Below are 19,665 nucleotides of genomic sequence, written 5' to 3' on the forward strand. Positions count from 1 at the left end.
CAGATTTCCCTTAACCGGACGGTAGAAGGAATATGCCGATGTCTGCCAGCATCCAAACAAAAAAGGCGAGCACGAAAGATTTCTTTGGCGGTTGCCCCCACGATTGTCCTGACACCTGCGCAATGCTTTATACGGTGGAAGGCAACAAACTGGTCAATGTCCGCGGTAATCCCAAACACCCGATCACGCGCGGCGGCTTGTGCGTCAAGCTCAACGATTACGCGGATCGCCACTACAATGCTGATCGTGTGCTGTATCCCCTGAAGCGCAATGGGCCGAAGGGCAGCCGGGCCTTTGTGCGGATCAGCTGGGAACAGGCACTCGCGGAAATTAAAGATCGCTGGACGAAGATCATTTCAAGCAATGGTGCAGAGGCCATCCTGCCAGTCAGCTATCTCGGCAATGAAGGCCTCGTGCAGGGCCTGACGGTCGGTGATGCCTTCTTCAACAGACTCGGGGCTACCGTTTGCGAGAAAACCTATTGCGCATCGGGTTCTTCCACCGCTTGGCTCCTCACGGTCGGACCCACGAATGCGCTGGATCCGGAAAGCTTCGCCTATTCGAAATACATCATTATCTGGGGCTGCAATTCCGTCAGCACCAACCTGCATCATTGGCCCTTCGTCACCGAGGCGCGTCAAAAGGGTGCGAAAGTCGTTGTTATCGATCCGTACCGGTCGCGTACTGCCAAGCAGGCCGATTGGCATATCGCGCCGAAGCCCGGCACCGACGGCGCTCTAGCCATGGCAATGATCCAGACGTTGATCGCTGAAGACCTGGTCGATCGCGATTATGTCGACAAGTACGTTTTGGGCTATCCGGAGCTCAAGGAACATGCGGCAACCTGCACGCCCGAGTGGGCCGAGAAGATCACAGGCATCCGTGCCGATGACATACGAAGATTGACGCGGGAATACGCAAAGTCGCGCAACGCCTCGATCCGCATCGGTGTGGCGCTAGAGCGTACCGCAGGCGGTACTCAGGCCATCCGCGCTGTCATCGCGATTCCCGCCTTGACCGGTGCCTGGAAGGATGTCGCCGGCGGCATCTACCAAGCACCGCTGTGGGAATTCCCCGTAAACTTCGGAGCGATTTGTCGCCCTGATTGGATCAAGCCCGGCACGCGGGTGGTGAATCTGCTCAAGCTAGGCGAAGCGCTGCTTGGCGAGACCAAGCTTGATCCGCCGATCAACTCGATCATGGTCTACAATACAAATCCTGTGACCCAGGCGATGGATGTCGACAAGATCGTCCGAGGGCTTCAGCGTGATGACCTATTCACTGTTGTCGCGGATCATTTCATAAGCGACACTGCCGCTTACGCAGATATCATCTTGCCGGCGACGATGGCCGCCGAACACGATGACATGATGTTCTCCTGGGGACACTACTACCTCACGCTCAATCAGAAGGCCATTGAGCCGCCCGGTGAGGCCTGCTCGAATGCAGAAATCTTCCGCAGGCTTGCGAAGACGATGGGATTGACCGACCCCGAGTTCCTGAAATCGGATCTCGAGTTGGCCGAAAGCACGATCGACTGGACCGCGCCGCAGGTGGCGGGTGTCGATATGGATCTTCTGCGGAAGCAAGGCTTTGCCAAGTTGAACTTGGGTCCGGCGGATACGCGAACACCTCACGCTGAGGGAAATTTCAAGACGCCGTCGGGCAAATGTGAGATCCTGCTCACCGGCGCCACAAATTTCGTAGCACCGCCGTTTCGTCAACTTTACAACGAAATGCAAAGCGGCGAGCCGATCGAACCGCTTCCCGGCTATACTAGGCCCTATGAGAGTGCGGCTGACGAACCCGAGCTTGCCAAGCTTTATCCTCTGAGCATCATAGCCCCGAAAAGCCACGCATTTCTCAATACCAACTACGCCAATGAACCCAAGAAGCGGAGACTGCAGGGGGATCAGTTCGTTCTCCTTAGTCCGCAGGACGCCGCTGAGCGTATGATCGAGCACGGCGACAAGGTGAAGGTGTACAACAGGACGGGCGGCTTCCACGGCGTCGCCCATATCACCGATGATGTTCAGGCCGGACTGGTTGTCGCTACTGTCGGCTATTGGCGGACGCATAACGAAGAAGGTACCGTCAATAGCGTATCCGCAGCTCGGTTCGGTGGGATGGGCAACTGTCCTACATTCTCGGACAATCTCGTTCAGGTGGAGCGGATCGTGGCCAGGAATGCCGCACGGAGCATGTACGAGCCTGAGCCGGTCGCGTTGGTGAGAGCCTAGCCGTCCGACAACATGCGCTTGTGGGTCCGCAGCTTGATAGTTGTGGGCCTGCTGGCGGGAATGATCAGCATGACGCCGCACCTAACACGGCGTTAGAGGAAATATCGATTGCCCAAAGCTCGCAAAATTGTCCGATCTCCGACCGCTTGGCTTGAGATCGACCAACCAGCCAATGTTCCGTTAGAAGCAACAGTGTCTTTCCAGTAACGGCTCTTCAAGTCAGTGACGACTCGCACTAGCCTGAAGGCCTAGATCTGCGTATGCGTGGCTGCTCGCGCCGCAGGTTCGTGTGAGCGTCTGGAGAGCTGCAATGCAGGAGAATGTGCCGCTAACGATCGGTGTCGATCACGTAGGCCTTACCGTAAAGGATCTTGCACTGACGCGGAAGTTCTTTTGCGATTGCCTTGGTTGGCGGGTCGTTGGAGAGAATCCAAGCTATCCAGCAGCCTTCGTATCGGACGGAAATGCCATTGTAACGTTGTGGCAAGTCGAGGATCCGGGGACGTGCGTGCCGTTCGAGCGCCACCGTAATGTCGGTCTGCATCACCTTGCGTTGAGGGTTGTGGATCACAAGGCACTTGACGCATTGCACGAGCGTGTCGCGGCATGGCCTGGTAATGAGATTGAGTTCGCGCCGGAAAGGTCGGGCAAGGGTCCGAAATTCCACTTTATGATACGAGAGCCAGGCGGCATCCGGATTGAGTTTGCCTGCGTGTCTCCCGCTACCGGTTAGCCGAGCTCCGGTTGGTGAACGCCGCCCCGCCGATCGGTCAAGTGCCTCTCTAGTGCTGCCCCGTTCCGTCGTGCCGAGCCCGGCGTGTCAAAAGGAAGACCTTCGTGAGTAGTCCTAAGATTTTGGTTCTTGGTGCCGGGGGTATTGGCGGCTACTTTGGCGGCCGTCTTGCCGAAAGCGGTGCCGATGTCACGTTTCTCGTCCGGGAAGGACGGCGCAAAATCCTCTCCGAGCAAGGGCTACGGCTCGAGAGCCCATTCGGGGATGCGCAGTTGGCGGTGAAGACCGTGGTCGCGTCCGAAGTGGCACCGATTTTCGACGGAGTGATTCTGACCTGCAAGGCATACGACCTCGATGCGGCCATAGCGACGATCGCGCCGGCCGTGGCACCGAGCGGCTACGTCTTGCCATTCCTGAATGGTATTGCCCATATCGACCTCCTGAACCAAAGATTCGGTCAGCGCCGCGTGCTCGGGGGGACTGCCAAGATTCAAGCGACCCTCACGCCGAGCGGCGCGATCCGCCAATTCAACGATTGGCGGACGCTCACTTTTGGCGAGCAATCCGGCCAGATGACGGAACGCGTGACAACGTTGGCGGCTCTATTCGCTGCCGCGAAGGGCGTCGAGGCCTTTGCGGTAACCGACATCGTGCAACGGATGTGGGAGAAAATCGTCCACCTCTCGACGGCTGCTGCGATGACCTGCCTGATGCGCGCGAATGTCGGCGAGATTGTCCGCACTCCCTATGGCCGTGAGCTTTTCCTCGAGCAGCTTCGGTGCGGTGCCGCGGTGGCAGCCGCCGGCGGCCACGCGCCTAGCGATAGCTTTATGAAACTGTGGGAAGAGACGTTCTCGCAGCGGGAGTCGCAATACGCGACGTCGATGCTGCGCGACGTCGAACGCGGTGGGTCGACAGAGGTCGACCACATCCTGGGCTTCATGCTCAACAAGGCGATTGACGCTAACATTGAGCATCGCACATTGATGCTTGCCTATACGCACATCAAAGCTCTCGAGCAGAGACGCGCGGCAGGCCGTCTGCCCTGATCGCGAGCTATCACGCTACAATAGCGCACGTGAACTGCACTGCGAGTCAGCTGGTACGCGCCAGAACATCGCATCGCATGAATAGATCTGTGAAGCGACAAAAGACCAATCGCTTTCGGCGATAAGATGATCGTGTTTATTCGTTTGACCTTCGCGAACACGGCTGATGAAGTTCAATGAGGGCGTCTATCACTACCGACATCAGTTGAGCAATGTTTTGAACCTAACGCCGGCTATCACATGCAGATCTACTTGGATGGCACGCCGTTGGGTCTGCGCGGCGGTTGGCTCGCTCGCATGTTGCCAGAGGGGTCCGACGGCCGCTTCATTGGAGGTTACGTCTTATGCCTATGACGATGGCCGGAGAGGTCCAACTTGCCGCGAACCGGGAAACTGTGTGGGAGAAACTGAATGATCCGGATGTTCTGAAGGTGTGCATTCCGGGCTGCGAAGAACTCGTGAGGTCGGCGGACAATCAGTTTAGTGCGATTGCAAAGATGAAGGTCGGCCCAGTCTCGGCGAGATTCAAGGGGCGAGTCACTCTGAGCGATCTCGTTCCCCCGAGCAGCTACCGGATTTCGGGCGAAGGTGAGGGGGGCATCGCAGGATTCGCTAAGGGCGTAGCCACGGTCGCGTTAGTGGCGAACGAGGAAGGTACGTTGCTATCCTATGGCGTAGAGGCGCAAATAGGTGGGAAGCTGGCGCAGTTAGGTCAGCGCTTGATCAGCGGGTCGGCGAAGAAGATCGCCGACGAGTTCTTTTCGCGCTTCGCAGATGTAGTCAAAGGTCCACCCCGCTAACTCTTTAGCGTATCTGCGCGCCGTCGCTCCTGGTGGGCCTGCGGCGATCGTAAGGGCCGCGCCGGTCAGACGACTTCGGACACGGCCTTGCGGATGGCCTTCTCGAACGCCTCCGGCGGTTGGGCTCCTGTGATTAGGTAGCGATCGTTGACCACCACGGCGGGAACGCTGCTTATCCCTGCTCGATGCCATTTCTCTTCGGTGTCGCGCACCTCGTCAGTGTAGCGCCCTGAGGTGAGCACATCGCGCGCAGCCGCGCCTTCAAGGCCAACAGATTCAGCAGCGGCGACGAGCACGCTGTGGTCACCGGGATTTTGCATGTTGGTATGGTAGGCGGCGAGCAGTGCGCGCTTCAGCTCTTCTTGCCGCCCCTCGATTCGAGCCCAGTGCAGCAGGCGGTGCGCGTCAAATGTGTTGTAGAAGCGGCTTTCGTCGGTAGTCACCATGTCGAAGCCCACTTGCGCGGCGAGGGCACGCTGGCGCTCACGGTTCGCGATCGCCTGCTCGCGCCCGACGTTGTATTTGCGTGCCACGTTGTCGAAACGGCTCTCACCCTCCGGCGGGATCGCTGGATTGAGTTCGAATGGCTGGAAATGGATGTCAGCCGTCAATTGCCCATCAAATCGCTTCAGGGCAACATCCAGGTTTCCTAGCCCAATTACGCACCAGGGGCATGACACATCAGATATGAAGTCGATCTTGACCGTCTTAGTCATGGAAAGGTCGCTCGCTATTCGCTTGGTTACGTTTCGGGGATGCCACGCACCCCCGAGCTCATTAGCTAAATAGGGTGACTTAACCATCGGATGAACCGCTGCTGGCAGAAACACACTCTTCCGTAGATCGTTACACTCATGTGCGTTCGGCCGGACACATAAGCGGGTTCGGACACCGGCCGGAAGCAACAGCCACCCAAAGCCAGACGTACTAAATTACGCTGAGGGACATGACCTTTCATTCTGGGGACGGCAAACGCGGTTCGATCAAAGAACAAGCAGTTCTCCAGGATCGCTTGTCGATCACGTCGATAATAGGTAGTGCATGGCACTGCTGCTGCGTCCTCCCCGTCCGTAAGCGAGCAGTCGGCAAGGAGATTGCGGTTGGTTAATGCCTGGGTATGATGGCCTCTTGTATCGTCGCCCATGATCTTGCCAAAAAGCGAGATAATGGGGCTCGCTGCCGAACGGAGATCCAGGCGCCGCGTAGATTGACATGGTCTCATTGGCTGACGAGCGAAACACTCGAAGAAGCGGGAAAGCACGCGACTGCCAGCGCTGCGGGAGTTTGCGATCTCGGTGGTGGTAATACGGTTGTAATCTTTGCGGGCGATTTGGTTTGTCGGGCACGACTATCACCAATTTTGGTATGCATATGGTTCTGGTTCGGTTGATCTCCCGTGGAACATGTGAATGCCACGCCACGTGGCGCGCTACCCTGAATTTCGCCAGAGATCGCCGACACAGATATTTCAACCGCTTCCGCGACAGCACCCAGCATCCAGAGGAAGTCTATGAAGATCTCGCGCCTGCGTACCCACGTCGCCCACTTGCCTGTCGCAAAGCCCTTTTCGACAGGCAGGTACGACGTGCGGTCGATCGACTGTGTGTGCGTATTTCTGGAGACGGACGAGGGTCTCGTCGGGGAAGGGATGTGTTATGTGACGAACGGGCGCCGACTAAAGGTGCTGCGGGAGATGATCGTAAGCCTCGAGCATCTTGTCGTTGGTCTCGAGCTCGGCCAGAGCGGCAGCTTTGTTCTCAACGCGTTCAATGATGTTCGCGCCTTTGGGCGACAAGGGATCTCGGCTCTGGCGATTTCTGCCGTAGAGGAGGCGCTTTGGGACGTGCGAGGCAAGCAATTTGGTGTCAACATTTCTCATATTCTTGGCGCCTGTCGAACCACCGTGCCCAGCTACGTGAACTCATTGTGGCTATCGGCAACGATCGACGAACTTCACAAGGAAGCAGAGGGCCTTGTGAGGCGAGGCTTTCGTGCAATCAAGATGCACGTTGGATTGCCGGATCCCGACAAAGACGTGGAGCGTGTCAGGGCGGTTCGAGAGATGTTGGGTCCCGATGTCGTACTGCTGGTTGATGCAGCGCAACTGATTGCGTCGCCTGAGGCGTCGATCAAGCTTGCGCGCCGTATCGAGGAGTTCGATATCGGTTGGTACGAAGAACCCGTCATGGGCAGCAATCCGCTTTCAGAAGCCAAGGTTGCCGCCGCTATCGATATCCCAGCTGCAACCGGTGAGTACACGTATAACCACCAAGGCATTTTTGAACTGCTGCAGCTCAAGGCTGCTGATATTCTGATGCCTGATCTGCAAAGGATGGGCGGGCCGACCGAGTTCCTAAAAGCCGCGGCCATTTGCGAGGCATTCGATATCCCTGTGTCGTCCCATGTCTTTCCGCAAATGAGCCTTGCGCTCATGGCGTGCGTGCCCAACGCAAGCTATCATGAATATATCAATTGGTTTGACGCGCTCTACCAGGAGCCCCTGTTGAGGGACGAAAGGGGCGCAAGCATCGTGCCTAACGGGCCGGGTTGGGGCTTCGCCATCGACCCGTCCGTATTGGCGGACTGATGCTCCCGGCGCTCATCTTTCACGCGCTGGCTGCAAACAAATCCCATCGACCGGGGAGGCCTTTGAGCTCATATGCTCCCCGCTCGTCGAATTTCAGTGCGGCCCCCGCTACGAGATCCGAGACGACGCGAGATACGAGGACCTCCTCGGGCCCCGAATTTGCCATGACACGGGCCGCCGCGTGAACTGCGATGCCACCGATATCGCGGCCCCTGACCTCGATTTCTCCCGTATGCAGACCCGAACGCAGGGGCAGGCCAATCTGCTTGGCTGCGGCCGAGAATGCCAGCGCGCAACGTACGGCACGACCTGGTCCGTCGAAGGTTGCGAGAATGCCGTCACCGGTGCTCTTGATCAGGTTGCCACGGTGTCTTTCGACCATCTGGCGTGCCAGCTGATCGTGACTGTCCAGCAATCGACGCCAATTCTGGTCGCCCATTTCGGCAGCGCGACGAGTTGAATCGACGATGTCGGTGAACAGCACGGTCGCCAGGATGCGCTCCAGATCCGCCGATACAGTCTCGCGATGCCCGGTGATGAACTCTTCAATATCACCGAGCAACGCCTCTACGTCGCCTGACCAGAATGCATGATCCCCGCCGGGATACTCGACATATTTGGCGCCGGGAATTCGCGCAGCGAAGTCGCGCCCCAAGCGGACGGGGACCAGTGCGTCGGCTGTCCGGTGCAGCACGAGTGTCGGGACCCGCACAGCCGGAAGGATATGACCGACGTCGATCTGGAAGTTTAACAATTGAGTAGCCTTCATTGCGCCGGGGCTCGCCGACAGGCGCTCGAACTTGGCAAACTTCGCAACAGCGTCAGGGTCGGACGCCCTGCTGGATATCACACCTTTCATCAGGGCACCGGTCCCCCAATTCTTCATCTGCTCCTGAGCGATCACCTCTGGATCAGCGTCCGTAAAAAGATCCCGGTAGCGGACAAACGCTCCGAACAAAGCGAGGTGCGAAACGCGCTCGGGGTAGGACGCAGCGAACATTGCGCTCATTGCACAACCCTCGGAAAATCCGAGCAGGGCCGCACGCTGTGCGCCAACGGAGTCCAGAACAGCTCGCACGTCGTCCATGCGCTCTTCGAGCGTAGGAGCGCCTGAAATCCTGTCCGACAGTCCCTGGCCGCGCTTATCAAAGGTGATGACGCGCGCGAATTTTGAAAGACGTTGCAGGAACGCCGTATACCCGGACATCTCGTGCAAGAACTCGACGTGCGAAATGGCGCCCGGGATGGCGATGATATTGATGGGGCCATCCCCCATGGTTTGATAAGCGACACTTATGTCGCCGCTCATCGCGTACCGTGTCAACGGTAGTTCTGAATAGCTCATTTGATGGCCATCCCCAGTGGTCGTAGCTCTGTCGGCTGCATGATAACACCGCCAAAATTGCTGCGCGAGGTTTGTTCGGGTCATTCGCGTCGTTGTGAGGACGTCGAGTATCGGCGCGAAGTAGAAATGCGGTGTAACACGGTGTCCGAAAGCGCTATTGGACCAAACCGTTCGCGCGACCTTGAGAATGCCGAGTAATCTGAATGAGAGATAAGGCTATCTCGGAAAAGCGTTTGATAGCGATACCGGTCGATGCCTAGCGTGAATTCGCTCGAGCGCAAACCTACGACGCGGATAAGCAATGCGGTGGGACGAGTGCGCACAAAACCACTGAGGTTGTTCCGTTGCTGAGACCGTCAGAGGGACGGCTTGCGCGTCATCTTAACTGACGAATTGGCGACACGCCCAAATGCAGAAAGCTGGAGCGATGTCCAAGCTAAAGGGAATAGAATGACTGGGATCGTCCTCTATGGTTTCGACGGCAGTACGTATGTCCGGACAGTCCGGATGCTGCTCGCAGAGAAGGGCGCGCAATACGAACAGGTGCCAGTGAATGTGCTCAAGGGCGAACCGCGCCAGTCCGAGCACATGGCGCGCCATCCGTTCGGTAAAGTGCCGGTGCTGGACCACGATGGCTTCCGGATCATCGAAACTGGCGCTATTGCGCCATATCTGGACGAGGTGCTGCCGGGCCCGTCGTTCACGCCGGATAGTTCAAAGGACCGAGCGCGAATGCGCATGGCGATGGGCATCATTGATTCCTATGGCTACGGCGCGCTGATTGCTGCCTCCGGATATCACTTGTTTCCTGACTTGATTGGCGAGCCGGATGAAGAAGCGAGAAAGCATGCGATCGTTAGCAGCCGTCGTGTGCTGCAGGAGCTTATGAAGATTCGTGGCGGTAGTGCCTTTATCGCGGGCGAGCGTCCCTCAATCGCTGATTTCTACGTCGCTCCGATCTGTTGCCTCGTTTCACTGACCCCGGATGCTAACGAAGTCTTCGCGGTGGAGGGTTTCACCAGATGGTGGGAGCAGGTTCAGGTAATGCCGAGCTACCAGGCGACAGCACCACGGTTCGGCTGGGATCTGTTATTTGCGGCGGCGGCGGGTAGGGGCGTGAGCTGAGGTGGCGAGCCGACCTCAGAGGTCGCGGCGGATTTCGCGGGCGCCGCAACCGAGCCTTCAGCGCATCGCGCGCAGAGTCACGGCTTCAGCATAGCCGCCTTCAGCGGCGATCTGGTCGACGCTGGCGAGGCTGGTCTTGATCAGATGCACGGCGCGTTGATGTGTACAAGATCTATGACGATTCCTATCATCAATCGCTGCTGGGCGATTTCGATGCTTCCTTGTGAACGCGAGTAATCCTGGGGCATATCGCAAAGCGCGTCCGGCGTGTAGCCCGCCGTGCGGCGAAGATGATTGATCGTCGTTCGCGCTCAAGCGGCTAAAATCGACCTGCGACTACGCTTGACTTGCTACAGCGCGGTGCCACTGGATGTGCCTTCAAGAGTTACGGAATGGCGCTGCCGGCGCGTGCCCGCTGCAAGTGGCTACCTTCCGGTCGTTAGCTTGTCTTGCGTTTTCGTCTCAAAATCGCTGGCGTCGTGCCGCTCATGCAGTTGACTTGACGCGTCGCCAGTGACGCGGTTGACCATTCGCCCACGTTGAACGGCCGGCCGCTCGGCGATCGCGTCTACCCAGCGCGCAATATTCTTGTACTCCTGTGCTTGAAGGAACTCAGCCGCTCCGTAAAGCCAACCCCTCATCAGGCCAGCGTACCAGGGCCAAGCGGCGATATCGGCGATTGTGTAGTCGTTGCCAGCGACAAATTCGTTCGTTTCGAGCCGGCGGTCGAGCACGTCGAGTTGGCGTTTTGTCTCCATGGAGAATCGATCTATGGCATATTCGATCTTGGTCGGCGCGTACGCGTAAAAGTGGCCGAAGCCTCCGCCCACGTATGGCGCGCTTCCTGCCTGCCAGAACAGCCATGACATGCATTCGGCTCGTGCACCGGGTTCGGTCGGCAGGAAGGTGTCGAATTTCTCGGCCAAGTATATCAAGATCGCTCCGGAGTCGAAGACCCGGATCGGCGATGGTCCGCTTTGGTCGACCATGGCCGGGATCTTGGAGTTGGGGTTCAGCGCAACGAAGCCGCTCCCAAATTGGTCGCCGCGGTCGATTCTGATGAGCCAGGCGTCGTATTCTGCGCCGCTGTTGCCGAGCGCCAGCAGCTCCTCAAGCATTACAGCCACCTTCACGCCGTTTGGCGTCCCTTGGGAATAGAGTTGGATGGGGTGGCGGCCGAGTGGGAGATCCTTGTCGTGCGTCGGGCCTGCGACCGGTCGGTTGATATTCGCGAACCGTCCGCCATTCGGCTTGTCCCAACTCCAAACTTTCGGCGGCGCATATTCAAACGAGGAAGTCATTCTAAAAGCTCCAGGTCGTTCCTCACCGCAAGTCTAATCGCCAGTACGAGAGAACTCGCATCGGTCACTTCAGCCTATGTCTCCTCCGTACGACCGTGAATGCCCGTTGTCCGGTGCACACTGTTTCGTTGAGCGATCGAGTGTGAGATCGAGGTTGGATCTTTGGAAGCAACGGATCCGTCCTACTGTCGACTGACCCAGTTGGATCAGTCCGTTTCAGCCTGCTGACACGGCGGGATGCGATTTCGCGGGCAATTTTGACCTATGGGCACACCTCGCCGGTCTGTTCACAATCTGCGGCCGAGATAGGTGCAATCTGAATTATTCGTTTTTCGGATCGACGTTGTGCCCTTACCAAGTAGCGACGCCCCTTAACCGGGCCATTGCCGATGTCCTCGCACCACGCGAGGCCGGCGCGCCTGCCGCATACGAGACGAGGTCAATGGAGAGCTCCAGTGCCACTTGACCGGGAAACTGCGGACCGAGATGTGAAGATTGCAATGATCGAGGTCATCGCGGTCAGTATCCCGTTCGCAGGAGGCAGTGAGTCAGCCGAATCGGCGTGGGGAAGAAAGAATGCCGGTAGCGCCGACTCGTTGTTGGTCAAGGTAACGACCGAGGGCGGCATTATCGGTTGGGGCGAGGCGTTCGGCTTCACCGCAATTCCCGCCGTCAAAGCTGCGATAGAACAGGTTATCACTCCCTTGTGTATCGGCCTCAGCGCGTTGAACATCGGATCGTTGATGCTCGACGTTCAGAAGCGCCTTCACATATTCGGGCGAAGCGGCGCCATTATGTTCGGGATTTCTGCGATCGATACTGCGTTATGGGATATCCTGGGAAAGGTAACCGGCCAACCTGTACACCGACTATTGGGTGGTGCAGCAGTGTCCGAGTTGACTTGCTATGCAAGTCTCGTTCGCTACACTGATCCGCAGCTTCTTGTCGAGAACGTCAATCGAGCTCTGGCCGATGGCTTCTCCCATCTGAAGCTCCATGAAATCACTGTGGATGCAGTCCGTGAGGCGCGAAATGCCGCCGGCGACAACGTGGAGATCACGCTGGACGTCAACTGCCCATGGACCGTGCGCCAGGCGCTCGATATGAGCGCCAAGCTGCGACCGTTTAATCTGCGCTGGCTGGAAGAACCCATTTGGCCTCCAGAGAACTTTGGCGGTTTGGCTCGATTGCGTCGTGAAGGGGGAATACCCACTGCGGCAGGAGAAAATGTTTCAACGTTGGTGGAGTTCCAACAGATGCTTTCGGCTGGCGCCGTCGACTTCGTCCAGCCCAGCCCGGCCAAGATGGGAGGCATCTCGGAACTTCAGAAAGTGTTCTCGCTTGCCGCGGCAAGCGCGACCGAGGTGATGGTCCACTCGTTCTATGATGGCCCCGGGTTGCTCGCGAGCGTACATGCGAGCGCCGCACTAGGCTCGAAGGACTCGCTGGTGGAGTGGCGGTACTTCGACCTCGAGGCACAGCTATATGGCGATGCAATGCGGCCGAGGAACGGAACGATTGCTGTTCCCCAAGGGCCTGGTCTGGGATTCGACCCTGATGCCGACGTAGTTCGGAGCTTCCGAGTCCGAAGTTGAGTTCTTTTCAGCGATCGACGGATAGAAACATGTTTCTCAAGCGATACCTTGTTTACGCAGGCGTGTTGTTGCTCCTGGTGCTATCTGTCTCTGTGGGTACCAAGAACGTTTCTTCGCGGGAGTTGCCGGACGCGAGTAGCGCTGGCTTCGTAGAGAAGCTCTACAGGCTGGATTGCGGGCACTCGCTTGCCAACGATCAATCGGTTTGGACCCCGGGCGAAAACCAGGGGCACAGCATCGAGTTTTCATCGACCTGCTGGCTGGTTAAGCGCGGAAACCAGTGGTTGCTCTGGGATACTGGAGTGCCGGAGGCGACGGTTAATGATCCGAACGGTTGGTCGACACTGCCCAAGCTGATCGTTTATCGCTTGGACAAGACTCTAACGGGTCAGCTTGCGGAGATCGGTCTCAAGCCATCCGACGTCGCTTACGTCGCCATTTCCCACACCCACGGGGACCACATCGGTAACGTCGGCCTGTTTCCCGATGCCAGGATCCTAATGCAGCGCGCGGAGTATGAGTGGATCCATGGAAGCAATGGGCCAAACGAAAACGTGAATCAGCTGATGGCGCTGGCGCGCCGCCTGCTTGGAAATCCCAGGGGTATGCGACTGATTGACGGGGATCTCGACGTATTCGATGACGGGAGCGTTACGCTCATATCCACGCCGGGACATACACCCGGTAGCCAGTCGCTGCTCGTCCACCTCAGAAATTCCGGCTTCATCATACTGTCGGGCGATGTCGTTCATCTCGAAGAGAATTTCGCCAAGAGCAGGGTTCCTTCGCTCAACACCGATAAACAGGCATCCGTCGAATCGATGGACAAGATTAGGCAGATCATCAAGACCTACAATGCCACAATGTTCATCAATCACGACAAGAAACAAACCGACGGCCTTAAGTTGCTGCCGGCATTTTATGACTGACTTGTTGTGAACCGCCAGCTCTTCAAACTCGCAGACAGTTCCGCGATCGTTAATCGAAATGTCAAAGCGTCGTTCCGCGTCCAAGTAACGTTGACACGCACAACGTGGTCGGCAGCGTGCAAACATATCGCGGCTGTGTACGGACCGCTCGTTCAGGTATTCGGGCTGCGATTGGTCGGCCGGTCCTGCCGCTGTCTCGCTTGACGGGACAGTGTCTTTCTAACGGGAGATCTTCGAACTCGCAGCAATCGTCGTACACTAGCGTCCTGAATCTGCGGCCGCGCCGGTATGCGCGTCGCCACTTGCCGACCCGGTGATAACAATGTCCAGGAGGAAACGAATGACGGGCAGAAAGTTCATTGCGGCTATTTCGATCGCGATCGGCGCAGCGTCCGTTGCCGGTGCCAACGAATCGGTCGTCAAGGCCGTCGCCAATACCGATCAGTGGGCGATCGCCGGCCATGACTACGGCAATACGCGCTTCAGTCCTCTCAGTCAGATCAATTCGGACAACGCCAGCAAGCTGTCCCTGGCCTATTCGTTTTCGCTCGGTTCGCTGCGGTCGAACGAGTCGTCGCCGATTGTGATCGGAAACACGCTGTATGTCTCGACCTCATGGGGTCCGAAGTATGTTTACGCGCTCGACGCCGCGACTGGCGCACGCAAGTGGACCTATGAGCCGGAGATTCCAGACGATGTGTTACAGTACGCCTGCTGCGACGTGGACAACCGTGGCGTTACCTTTGCAGATGGAAAGATTTTCGTTGGCCGGCTCGACGGCAAGTTGACGGCGCTCAACGCAGAAACAGGTAGGGAACTCTGGACCGCTGAGGTCGTCGACTACAAGCAAGGGTCAGTCATCACTTCTCCTCCGCTGGTCGTGCGCGACAAGGTGATTACTGGCTTCGGAGGCGGCGAATATGGTGTTCGCGGTGCGCTACAGGCGTTCGATTTGAATACCGGTAAGCAGGTCTGGAAGACATTCACTGTCCCGGCGCCGGGAGAGCCCGCGAGCGAAACCTGGAAAGGTGACACAGGATTGAGGGGCGGCGGAGTTCCGTGGTTGGTGGGCTCGTACGACGCCAAGACCGATACCGTCTATTGGGGTACCAGCAACGCAGGCCCGTGGAATACTAGCGTCCGATCTACCGGCGACGGAAATTTCGGAAAATTGACAAACTTATACACGTCCTCGACGCTTGCGCTCGATCCGAATACCGGCAAGATCAAGTGGCATATTCAGAGTACCCCGGCCGACGCGTGGGACTACGACGGCGTTAATGAGAATGTTCTGGCCGACCTGAGCATCGGCGGCAGCACCGTTCCCGCTTTGATGAAAGCTGACCGCAACGGCTTCTTCTTCGTCGCCAATCGAGAAACCGGCAAGCTTCTGTCGGCCGAGAAGTTCGTCTTCGCCAATTGGGCGGAAAAGTGGGACGTCGCAACGCTGCGCGCTGTCGAGAATCCCGACAAACGTCCGGGACCTGGCCATCCAGTCAAGGACATCTGTCCGAACGTGATCGGCGGCAAGAACTGGCAGCCGATGTCATTCAATCCGCAGACCGGGCTGGTCTATATTCCGTCCAACAATTTCTGCATGGACTTTTCAAACACCGATGTCTCGTATCAGCGCGGCCTGTTCTATCTGGGCGCCGATTTCCCAGCCAAGGAAGGTCCGGGAGGTTTCCTTGGCGAGTTGATTGCGTGGGACCCGGTCAATAATAAGAAGGTTTGGTCAATCAAGCAGGACCTACCGTTCAACGGCGGCACGTTGACCACCGGTGGAAATCTGGTCTTCTACGGCAACCTGCACGGTGACTTCCACGCAATCGATGCCGCCAACGGCAAAATCCTTTGGAAGAAGAACCTTGGTTCCGGCATCGGAGCCGGCCCCGTGACCTACGCTGTCGATGGCAAGCAATATGTCGCCGTCGTCGTTGGTCGCACGGCTTCCATTCCCGCGTTCCTGGGAGAGATCGGAAAGAAGATGACGGCAGCTGCACCTGAAGGTGGCTCGCTCTTCGTGTTTTCCGTTCAATAGCCAACCAAATCGGGCATCGTCCGTCGCACCAGAACCCTAGTGACGGACGAAAAGGATCCGGATCGTCGAGCGAGCCTGCAGAACAGAGCTTCCGTTCCGTACATCGTGCACAACAAAGGGGAACCGTGGATGTCAGTGAACGTCACGGGCAACTTCAAGGTCTCATGCGGAAAATTCTACGTACTCTTGCGAGCGAGTCCTATTGCGTTGATAGCTATTCTTGCGCCGGTTGGTGCGAGCTCCAGCGTCGATGCGGGCGACGTCAAGCCGCTACGTTTGTGCGCGGATCCGACTAATCTACCGTACTCCAGCGATGATGCTTCCGAGCCAGGGTTCTACCTCGAGGTCGGTCAGGCGATCGGAAAGGCGCTGGGCCGTCCTGTGACTTACAATTGGTACAAGACCTATTTTGGCAAGCGCAGCGTGCGCGTCACCTTGCTGGGAAAGCAATGCGACGCAATGATGGGCTTGCCGCTCTCCGACGACTTTATGGGGCCAGCGGTTATCTTCTCTCGAAAGATTTCGGAGCAGGCCTACGCCCTCGTCACCGCGAAAGAGCAAGTCGTCGGCAGCATTGAAGATCTGAGGGGGAAGCGGGTGGCGGTCCAGTACCAAACGACACCACAAAACCTGCTCGCTCTTCGGGATGATATCGAAAAAGTCACCGTAATGAGCCCGGACGAAGGCATGAAGGCGCTGGATATCGGTGTGGCCGAGGTCGCCTTTGTCTGGGGGCCAACTGCGGGCTGGCTTAACAAGACGCAATACCAAAATCGCTACAAGATCCGCACCGTCGAAGGGAAGGGTTTATCTTGGGACGCCGCGATCGGATTTGCAAAAACCTCGGTAGAACTCCGCGATCAAGTCGATGCGGTCTTGCCGGGCCTCGATCGGACAATTGGTGATCTGGCCACAAAGTATGGTTTGCCAGGCGACACGTCGACCAAGCTCTTGGTATCCGAAAATTCGCCGAGTCTCCTCGCCCCCTCGACAGCCGCGACGGAGGTTCCTTCTGCTGCGCACTCCCCTTCGGTTACATCGAAGGACTCGAAACCGCATGCAGGTGACTCCGCCAGTACCGAGGCAGGCAGGGAAATCTTCAATTCAACGTGCGCCCATTGCCACGGGACCGACGCAGTGCAGGGTGAGCGTCGGATCGATCTCCGAAGATTGCAGCTTCGTTACGGCGAGAATGCGCGCTCGACGTTCTGGACAGCCGTCCACGACGGGCGTCCTTCGAAAGGCATGCCGGCCTGGAAAGACGTCTTTACCGACGAGGATTTCAACAACATATACGCCTACCTGACCACCGTGCAGGCCTCGGCCGGTTCCGCGAATTGAAGGGGCCCACCAGAACTTCGGACCTAATTCGATCGACCGGTGTGTTCGGCCACCGTTTGAATGAGAAATGCTTACACCAACGCGCGCGAGTGCCAGGAGATGAACTATGCAGGATAATGTCCCGTTGACGGCCGGCGTCGATCACGTCGGACTTGCCGTGAAGGATCTAGCGCTTGCGCGTGGCTTCTTTTGTGATTGCCTTGGCTGGAGAGTTGTTGGCGAAAACCAGAATTATCCAGCGTCGTTCGTGTCGGACGGAATTGGAATCGTAACGCTCTGGCAAGTCGAGGATCCCGAGAAATGCGTCCCGTTCGACCGCCGTCGCAACATCGGCTTGCATCATCTCGCTCTGAAGGTTGTGGACCGCAGCGTGCTTGACGCTTTGCACGCGCGTGTCGCGGCCTGGCCGGGCATCGTGGTTGAGTTTGCGCCGGAACGATCTGGCAAGGGCCCGAAGGTGCACTTTATGGTGCGAGAGCCGGGCGGTACCCGGATCGAGTTCGCCTGCGTGTCCCCTGCCGCTGGATAACCGAGATTCCTATCGAACCGGGCAACGCAACGGGCCTTCTACGGCTGGCATATCGCTGCAAAGACGATCAGTACCGGCCCCTTCTGAAAGTGAACCTGATGGCCATTTCGTGCTGTCACTGGGCGCTTCTCGGTGTCGCGTAGGAGATCGCGAGGTCGATGGTCCGAATGGGCGTTGGCGGTCACGGTGAGGATCTCAGCGAACGCGAGGGTTCTCGCTCGCAACATTACATACCCGCAGCCGGCAATCCGCACCGCGCGCGACCACGGAGAAGTTTATGACGACGCATGCTAGGCGCAACATCCTGATTACCGGCGCTGGCTCCGGGTTGGGGAGAGCATTTGCAACTGAGGCGCTTTCATCCGGACACTCGGTCGTAGGGACGGTGCGGAGCCAGGAGGCCAGGTTGGCCTTCGAGGCAATGCATCCGTCGCGAGCCCGGGCCTTGCTACTGGACGTCACCGACTTCGCGGCAATCGGTTCTGCGGTTGCGAAGGTTGAAAGCGAAGTTGCTCCGATCGATGTTCTCGTGAACAATGCCGGATATGGGCACGAAGGTATTCTCGAAGAGTCTCCGCTGGAAGAAATTAAGCGTCAGTTCGACGTAAACGTATTCGGCGCAGTTGCGATGATGAAGGCTGTGCTCCCATACATGCGCGAGAGGGGTCGCGGACATATCGTCAACATCACCTCGATGGCCGGATACGTGGGTTTGGCGGGTATCGCCTATTATGCGGGCAGCAAGTTCGCTCTCGAGGGCATCTCGGAGGTGCTGGCGAAGGAAGTTCGTCACCTCGGCATCCGGGTAACGGCGATCGCGCCGGGCTCCTTCCGAACCGACTGGGCAGGGCGGTCGATGGTTCGAAGTCCGCGGAGCATAGCCGACTACGACTCGCTCTTTGATCCTGTCCGGCAAGCCCGCGCGGGAAAGAGTGGAAAACAATCTGGCGATCCAGTCCGGGCCGCCCGAGCGCTGCTGAGGGTCGTGGAAGCCGAGGACCCGCCGGTGCATCTTCTCCTTGGTACCGATGCCCTGAAGCTGGTTCGCCAAAAACTGGTATCGCTTCAGCAAGAGATCGATGCTTGGGAATCGATGACGCGATCGACTGAATATGCATAGGATGCCGAAGGTGACATGCTCAACAAGCCTCGCGATTTGTCGGCCGGCCTTCCGGTCTCACGGTTGGAGAATGCTTCCAACGAGTGGTTGAAGTGGTGCATCGCCGTATTGAGCAGTCTGGTACCACTGATTTCATATCGACCGGAGCTATGGCCGCCCTATGCGTTCGAGTAAAACTAACGAACAGCTGCGGCTGTTGCGGTGTGGAGCCGGACCGACGCTCGCAAGGTTTTGGATGATGCGTAGCCCCAGACTGCATGTGCGAGGTGTCGTGGTCGATCTCGCTCCTCGCGTATTCGCGTTACGATAGTGACGCAGCGATACTGACAGTTTGTATCCGCAAACCAATGTGCGGACCTCCGTGTGCCACCTCACAAGAGACGCTCGGAGGCGAAAAAGGCGGGAGGTCTAGGCGTGTCTACAGTCGATTTGACGATCAACGGGAAGGCTGTATCTGTAGATGTTGAGGATAGAACCCTCCTTGTCCACGTTCTGCGCGAAAACTTCAATCTGACCGGCACCCATGTCGGCTGTGATACCAGCCAGTGCGGCGCCTGCGTCGTCCATGTCGACGGGCGAGCGGTAAAATCCTGCACCATGCTGGCGGGGCAGGCTGCAGGCTGCGACGTCATCACCATTGAAGGCATTGCCAACGGCGACGAGCTGCACCCGATGCAGGCTGCGTTCCGCGACAACCACGGCCTGCAGTGCGGCTACTGCACCCCGGGCATGATCATGTCGTCAATCGACATCGTGAACCGCTATAGCGGCAAACTGGACGAAGCGACCGTCCGGCACGAGCTCGAAGGCAATATCTGCCGCTGCACCGGATACCACAATATCGTCAAATCGGTGCTGGACGCGGCCGGCCGCATGAAGGTCTCGCAGGCGGCAGAATAGGCGTCGCAGACCATCGGCTTGAATTGATGA

The 19,665-nt window shown here is 57.8% G+C and carries 16 protein-coding genes; 13 read left to right on the forward strand and 3 right to left on the reverse strand.

Annotated elements, in window-relative coordinates; all coding sequences use genetic code 11:
- The first annotated feature begins 38 nt into the window (after positions 1-38).
- From IVB18_RS08030 to IVB18_RS08045, 4 genes are all read left to right on the forward strand, one after another.
- Positions 39-2,240, forward strand: coding sequence for a molybdopterin-dependent oxidoreductase (locus tag IVB18_RS08030; protein WP_247988653.1), 2,202 nt, complete (start codon positions 39-41; stop codon positions 2,238-2,240).
- 310 nt (positions 2,241-2,550) lie between these two features.
- Entirely contained in the window at positions 2,551-2,973 is a 423-nt protein-coding gene (locus tag IVB18_RS08035; protein WP_247988654.1) for a VOC family protein, read from the forward strand.
- Positions 2,974-3,077: 104 nt separating this feature from the next.
- Positions 3,078-4,022, forward strand: coding sequence for a 2-dehydropantoate 2-reductase (locus IVB18_RS08040; RefSeq protein WP_247988655.1), 945 nt, complete (start codon positions 3,078-3,080; stop codon positions 4,020-4,022).
- 344 nt (positions 4,023-4,366) lie between these two features.
- Positions 4,367-4,822, forward strand: coding sequence for a carbon monoxide dehydrogenase subunit G (locus tag IVB18_RS08045; protein WP_247988656.1), 456 nt, complete (start codon positions 4,367-4,369; stop codon positions 4,820-4,822).
- 65 nt (positions 4,823-4,887) lie between these two features.
- On the opposite strand, the gene IVB18_RS08050 is transcribed toward IVB18_RS08045, so the two are convergent.
- Positions 4,888-5,538, reverse strand: coding sequence for a DsbA family oxidoreductase (locus IVB18_RS08050; RefSeq protein WP_247988657.1), 651 nt, complete (start codon positions 5,536-5,538; stop codon positions 4,888-4,890).
- Between the two features lie 794 nt (positions 5,539-6,332).
- Between IVB18_RS08050 and IVB18_RS08055 the strand changes: the two genes are divergently transcribed.
- Entirely contained in the window at positions 6,333-7,409 is a 1,077-nt protein-coding gene (locus tag IVB18_RS08055) for a mandelate racemase/muconate lactonizing enzyme family protein (protein WP_247988658.1), read from the forward strand.
- Between the two features lie 19 nt (positions 7,410-7,428).
- On the opposite strand, the gene IVB18_RS08060 is transcribed toward IVB18_RS08055, so the two are convergent.
- The gene (locus IVB18_RS08060) at positions 7,429-8,754 is read right to left on the reverse strand and encodes an adenylate/guanylate cyclase domain-containing protein (RefSeq protein WP_247988659.1); all 1,326 of its coding nucleotides are present in this window, start codon (positions 8,752-8,754) and stop codon (positions 7,429-7,431) included.
- A gap of 450 nt (positions 8,755-9,204) precedes the next feature.
- Here IVB18_RS08060 and IVB18_RS08065 point away from each other — a divergent pair, with 450 nt between their 5' ends.
- The gene (locus tag IVB18_RS08065; RefSeq protein ID WP_247988660.1) at positions 9,205-9,879 is read left to right on the forward strand and encodes a glutathione S-transferase family protein; all 675 of its coding nucleotides are present in this window, start codon (positions 9,205-9,207) and stop codon (positions 9,877-9,879) included.
- A 425-nt stretch (positions 9,880-10,304) separates the two neighbouring features.
- Here the strand turns inward: IVB18_RS08065 and yghU are convergent, their stop codons facing one another.
- Entirely contained in the window at positions 10,305-11,180 is an 876-nt protein-coding gene (gene yghU, locus IVB18_RS08070) for a glutathione-dependent disulfide-bond oxidoreductase (protein WP_247988661.1), read from the reverse strand.
- Positions 11,181-11,680: 500 nt separating this feature from the next.
- On the opposite strand from yghU, the gene IVB18_RS08075 reads away from it, so the two are divergent.
- The 7 genes from IVB18_RS08075 to IVB18_RS08105 all read left to right on the forward strand — a co-directional run bounded on the left by IVB18_RS08075 (position 11,681) and on the right by IVB18_RS08105 (position 19,635).
- Positions 11,681-12,775, forward strand: a complete 1,095-nt coding sequence (locus tag IVB18_RS08075) for a mandelate racemase/muconate lactonizing enzyme family protein (RefSeq protein ID WP_247988662.1) — start codon at positions 11,681-11,683, stop codon at positions 12,773-12,775.
- Between the two features lie 29 nt (positions 12,776-12,804).
- A complete protein-coding gene (locus tag IVB18_RS08080) occupies positions 12,805-13,704 on the forward strand; it encodes an N-acyl homoserine lactonase family protein (RefSeq protein ID WP_247988663.1) in 900 nt (299 codons plus the stop codon).
- A gap of 340 nt (positions 13,705-14,044) precedes the next feature.
- Positions 14,045-15,745, forward strand: a complete 1,701-nt coding sequence (locus tag IVB18_RS08085; RefSeq protein ID WP_247988664.1) for a PQQ-dependent dehydrogenase, methanol/ethanol family — start codon at positions 14,045-14,047, stop codon at positions 15,743-15,745.
- Between the two features lie 129 nt (positions 15,746-15,874).
- Positions 15,875-17,086, forward strand: a complete 1,212-nt coding sequence (locus IVB18_RS08090; protein WP_247988665.1) for a transporter substrate-binding domain-containing protein — start codon at positions 15,875-15,877, stop codon at positions 17,084-17,086.
- Between the two features lie 106 nt (positions 17,087-17,192).
- Complete coding sequence (locus tag IVB18_RS08095) at positions 17,193-17,615, forward strand: VOC family protein (RefSeq protein WP_247988666.1); 423 nt, start codon at positions 17,193-17,195, stop codon at positions 17,613-17,615.
- Between the two features lie 277 nt (positions 17,616-17,892).
- Complete coding sequence (locus tag IVB18_RS08100) at positions 17,893-18,735, forward strand: oxidoreductase (protein ID WP_247988667.1); 843 nt, start codon at positions 17,893-17,895, stop codon at positions 18,733-18,735.
- Between the two features lie 414 nt (positions 18,736-19,149).
- Positions 19,150-19,635, forward strand: a complete 486-nt coding sequence (locus IVB18_RS08105) for a (2Fe-2S)-binding protein (protein WP_247988668.1) — start codon at positions 19,150-19,152, stop codon at positions 19,633-19,635.
- Positions 19,636-19,665: the final 30 nt, after the last annotated feature.

Origin of the sequence: Bradyrhizobium sp. 186 (genome assembly GCF_023101685.1) — a bacterium.
Lineage (GTDB): Bacteria > Pseudomonadota > Alphaproteobacteria > Rhizobiales > Xanthobacteraceae > Bradyrhizobium.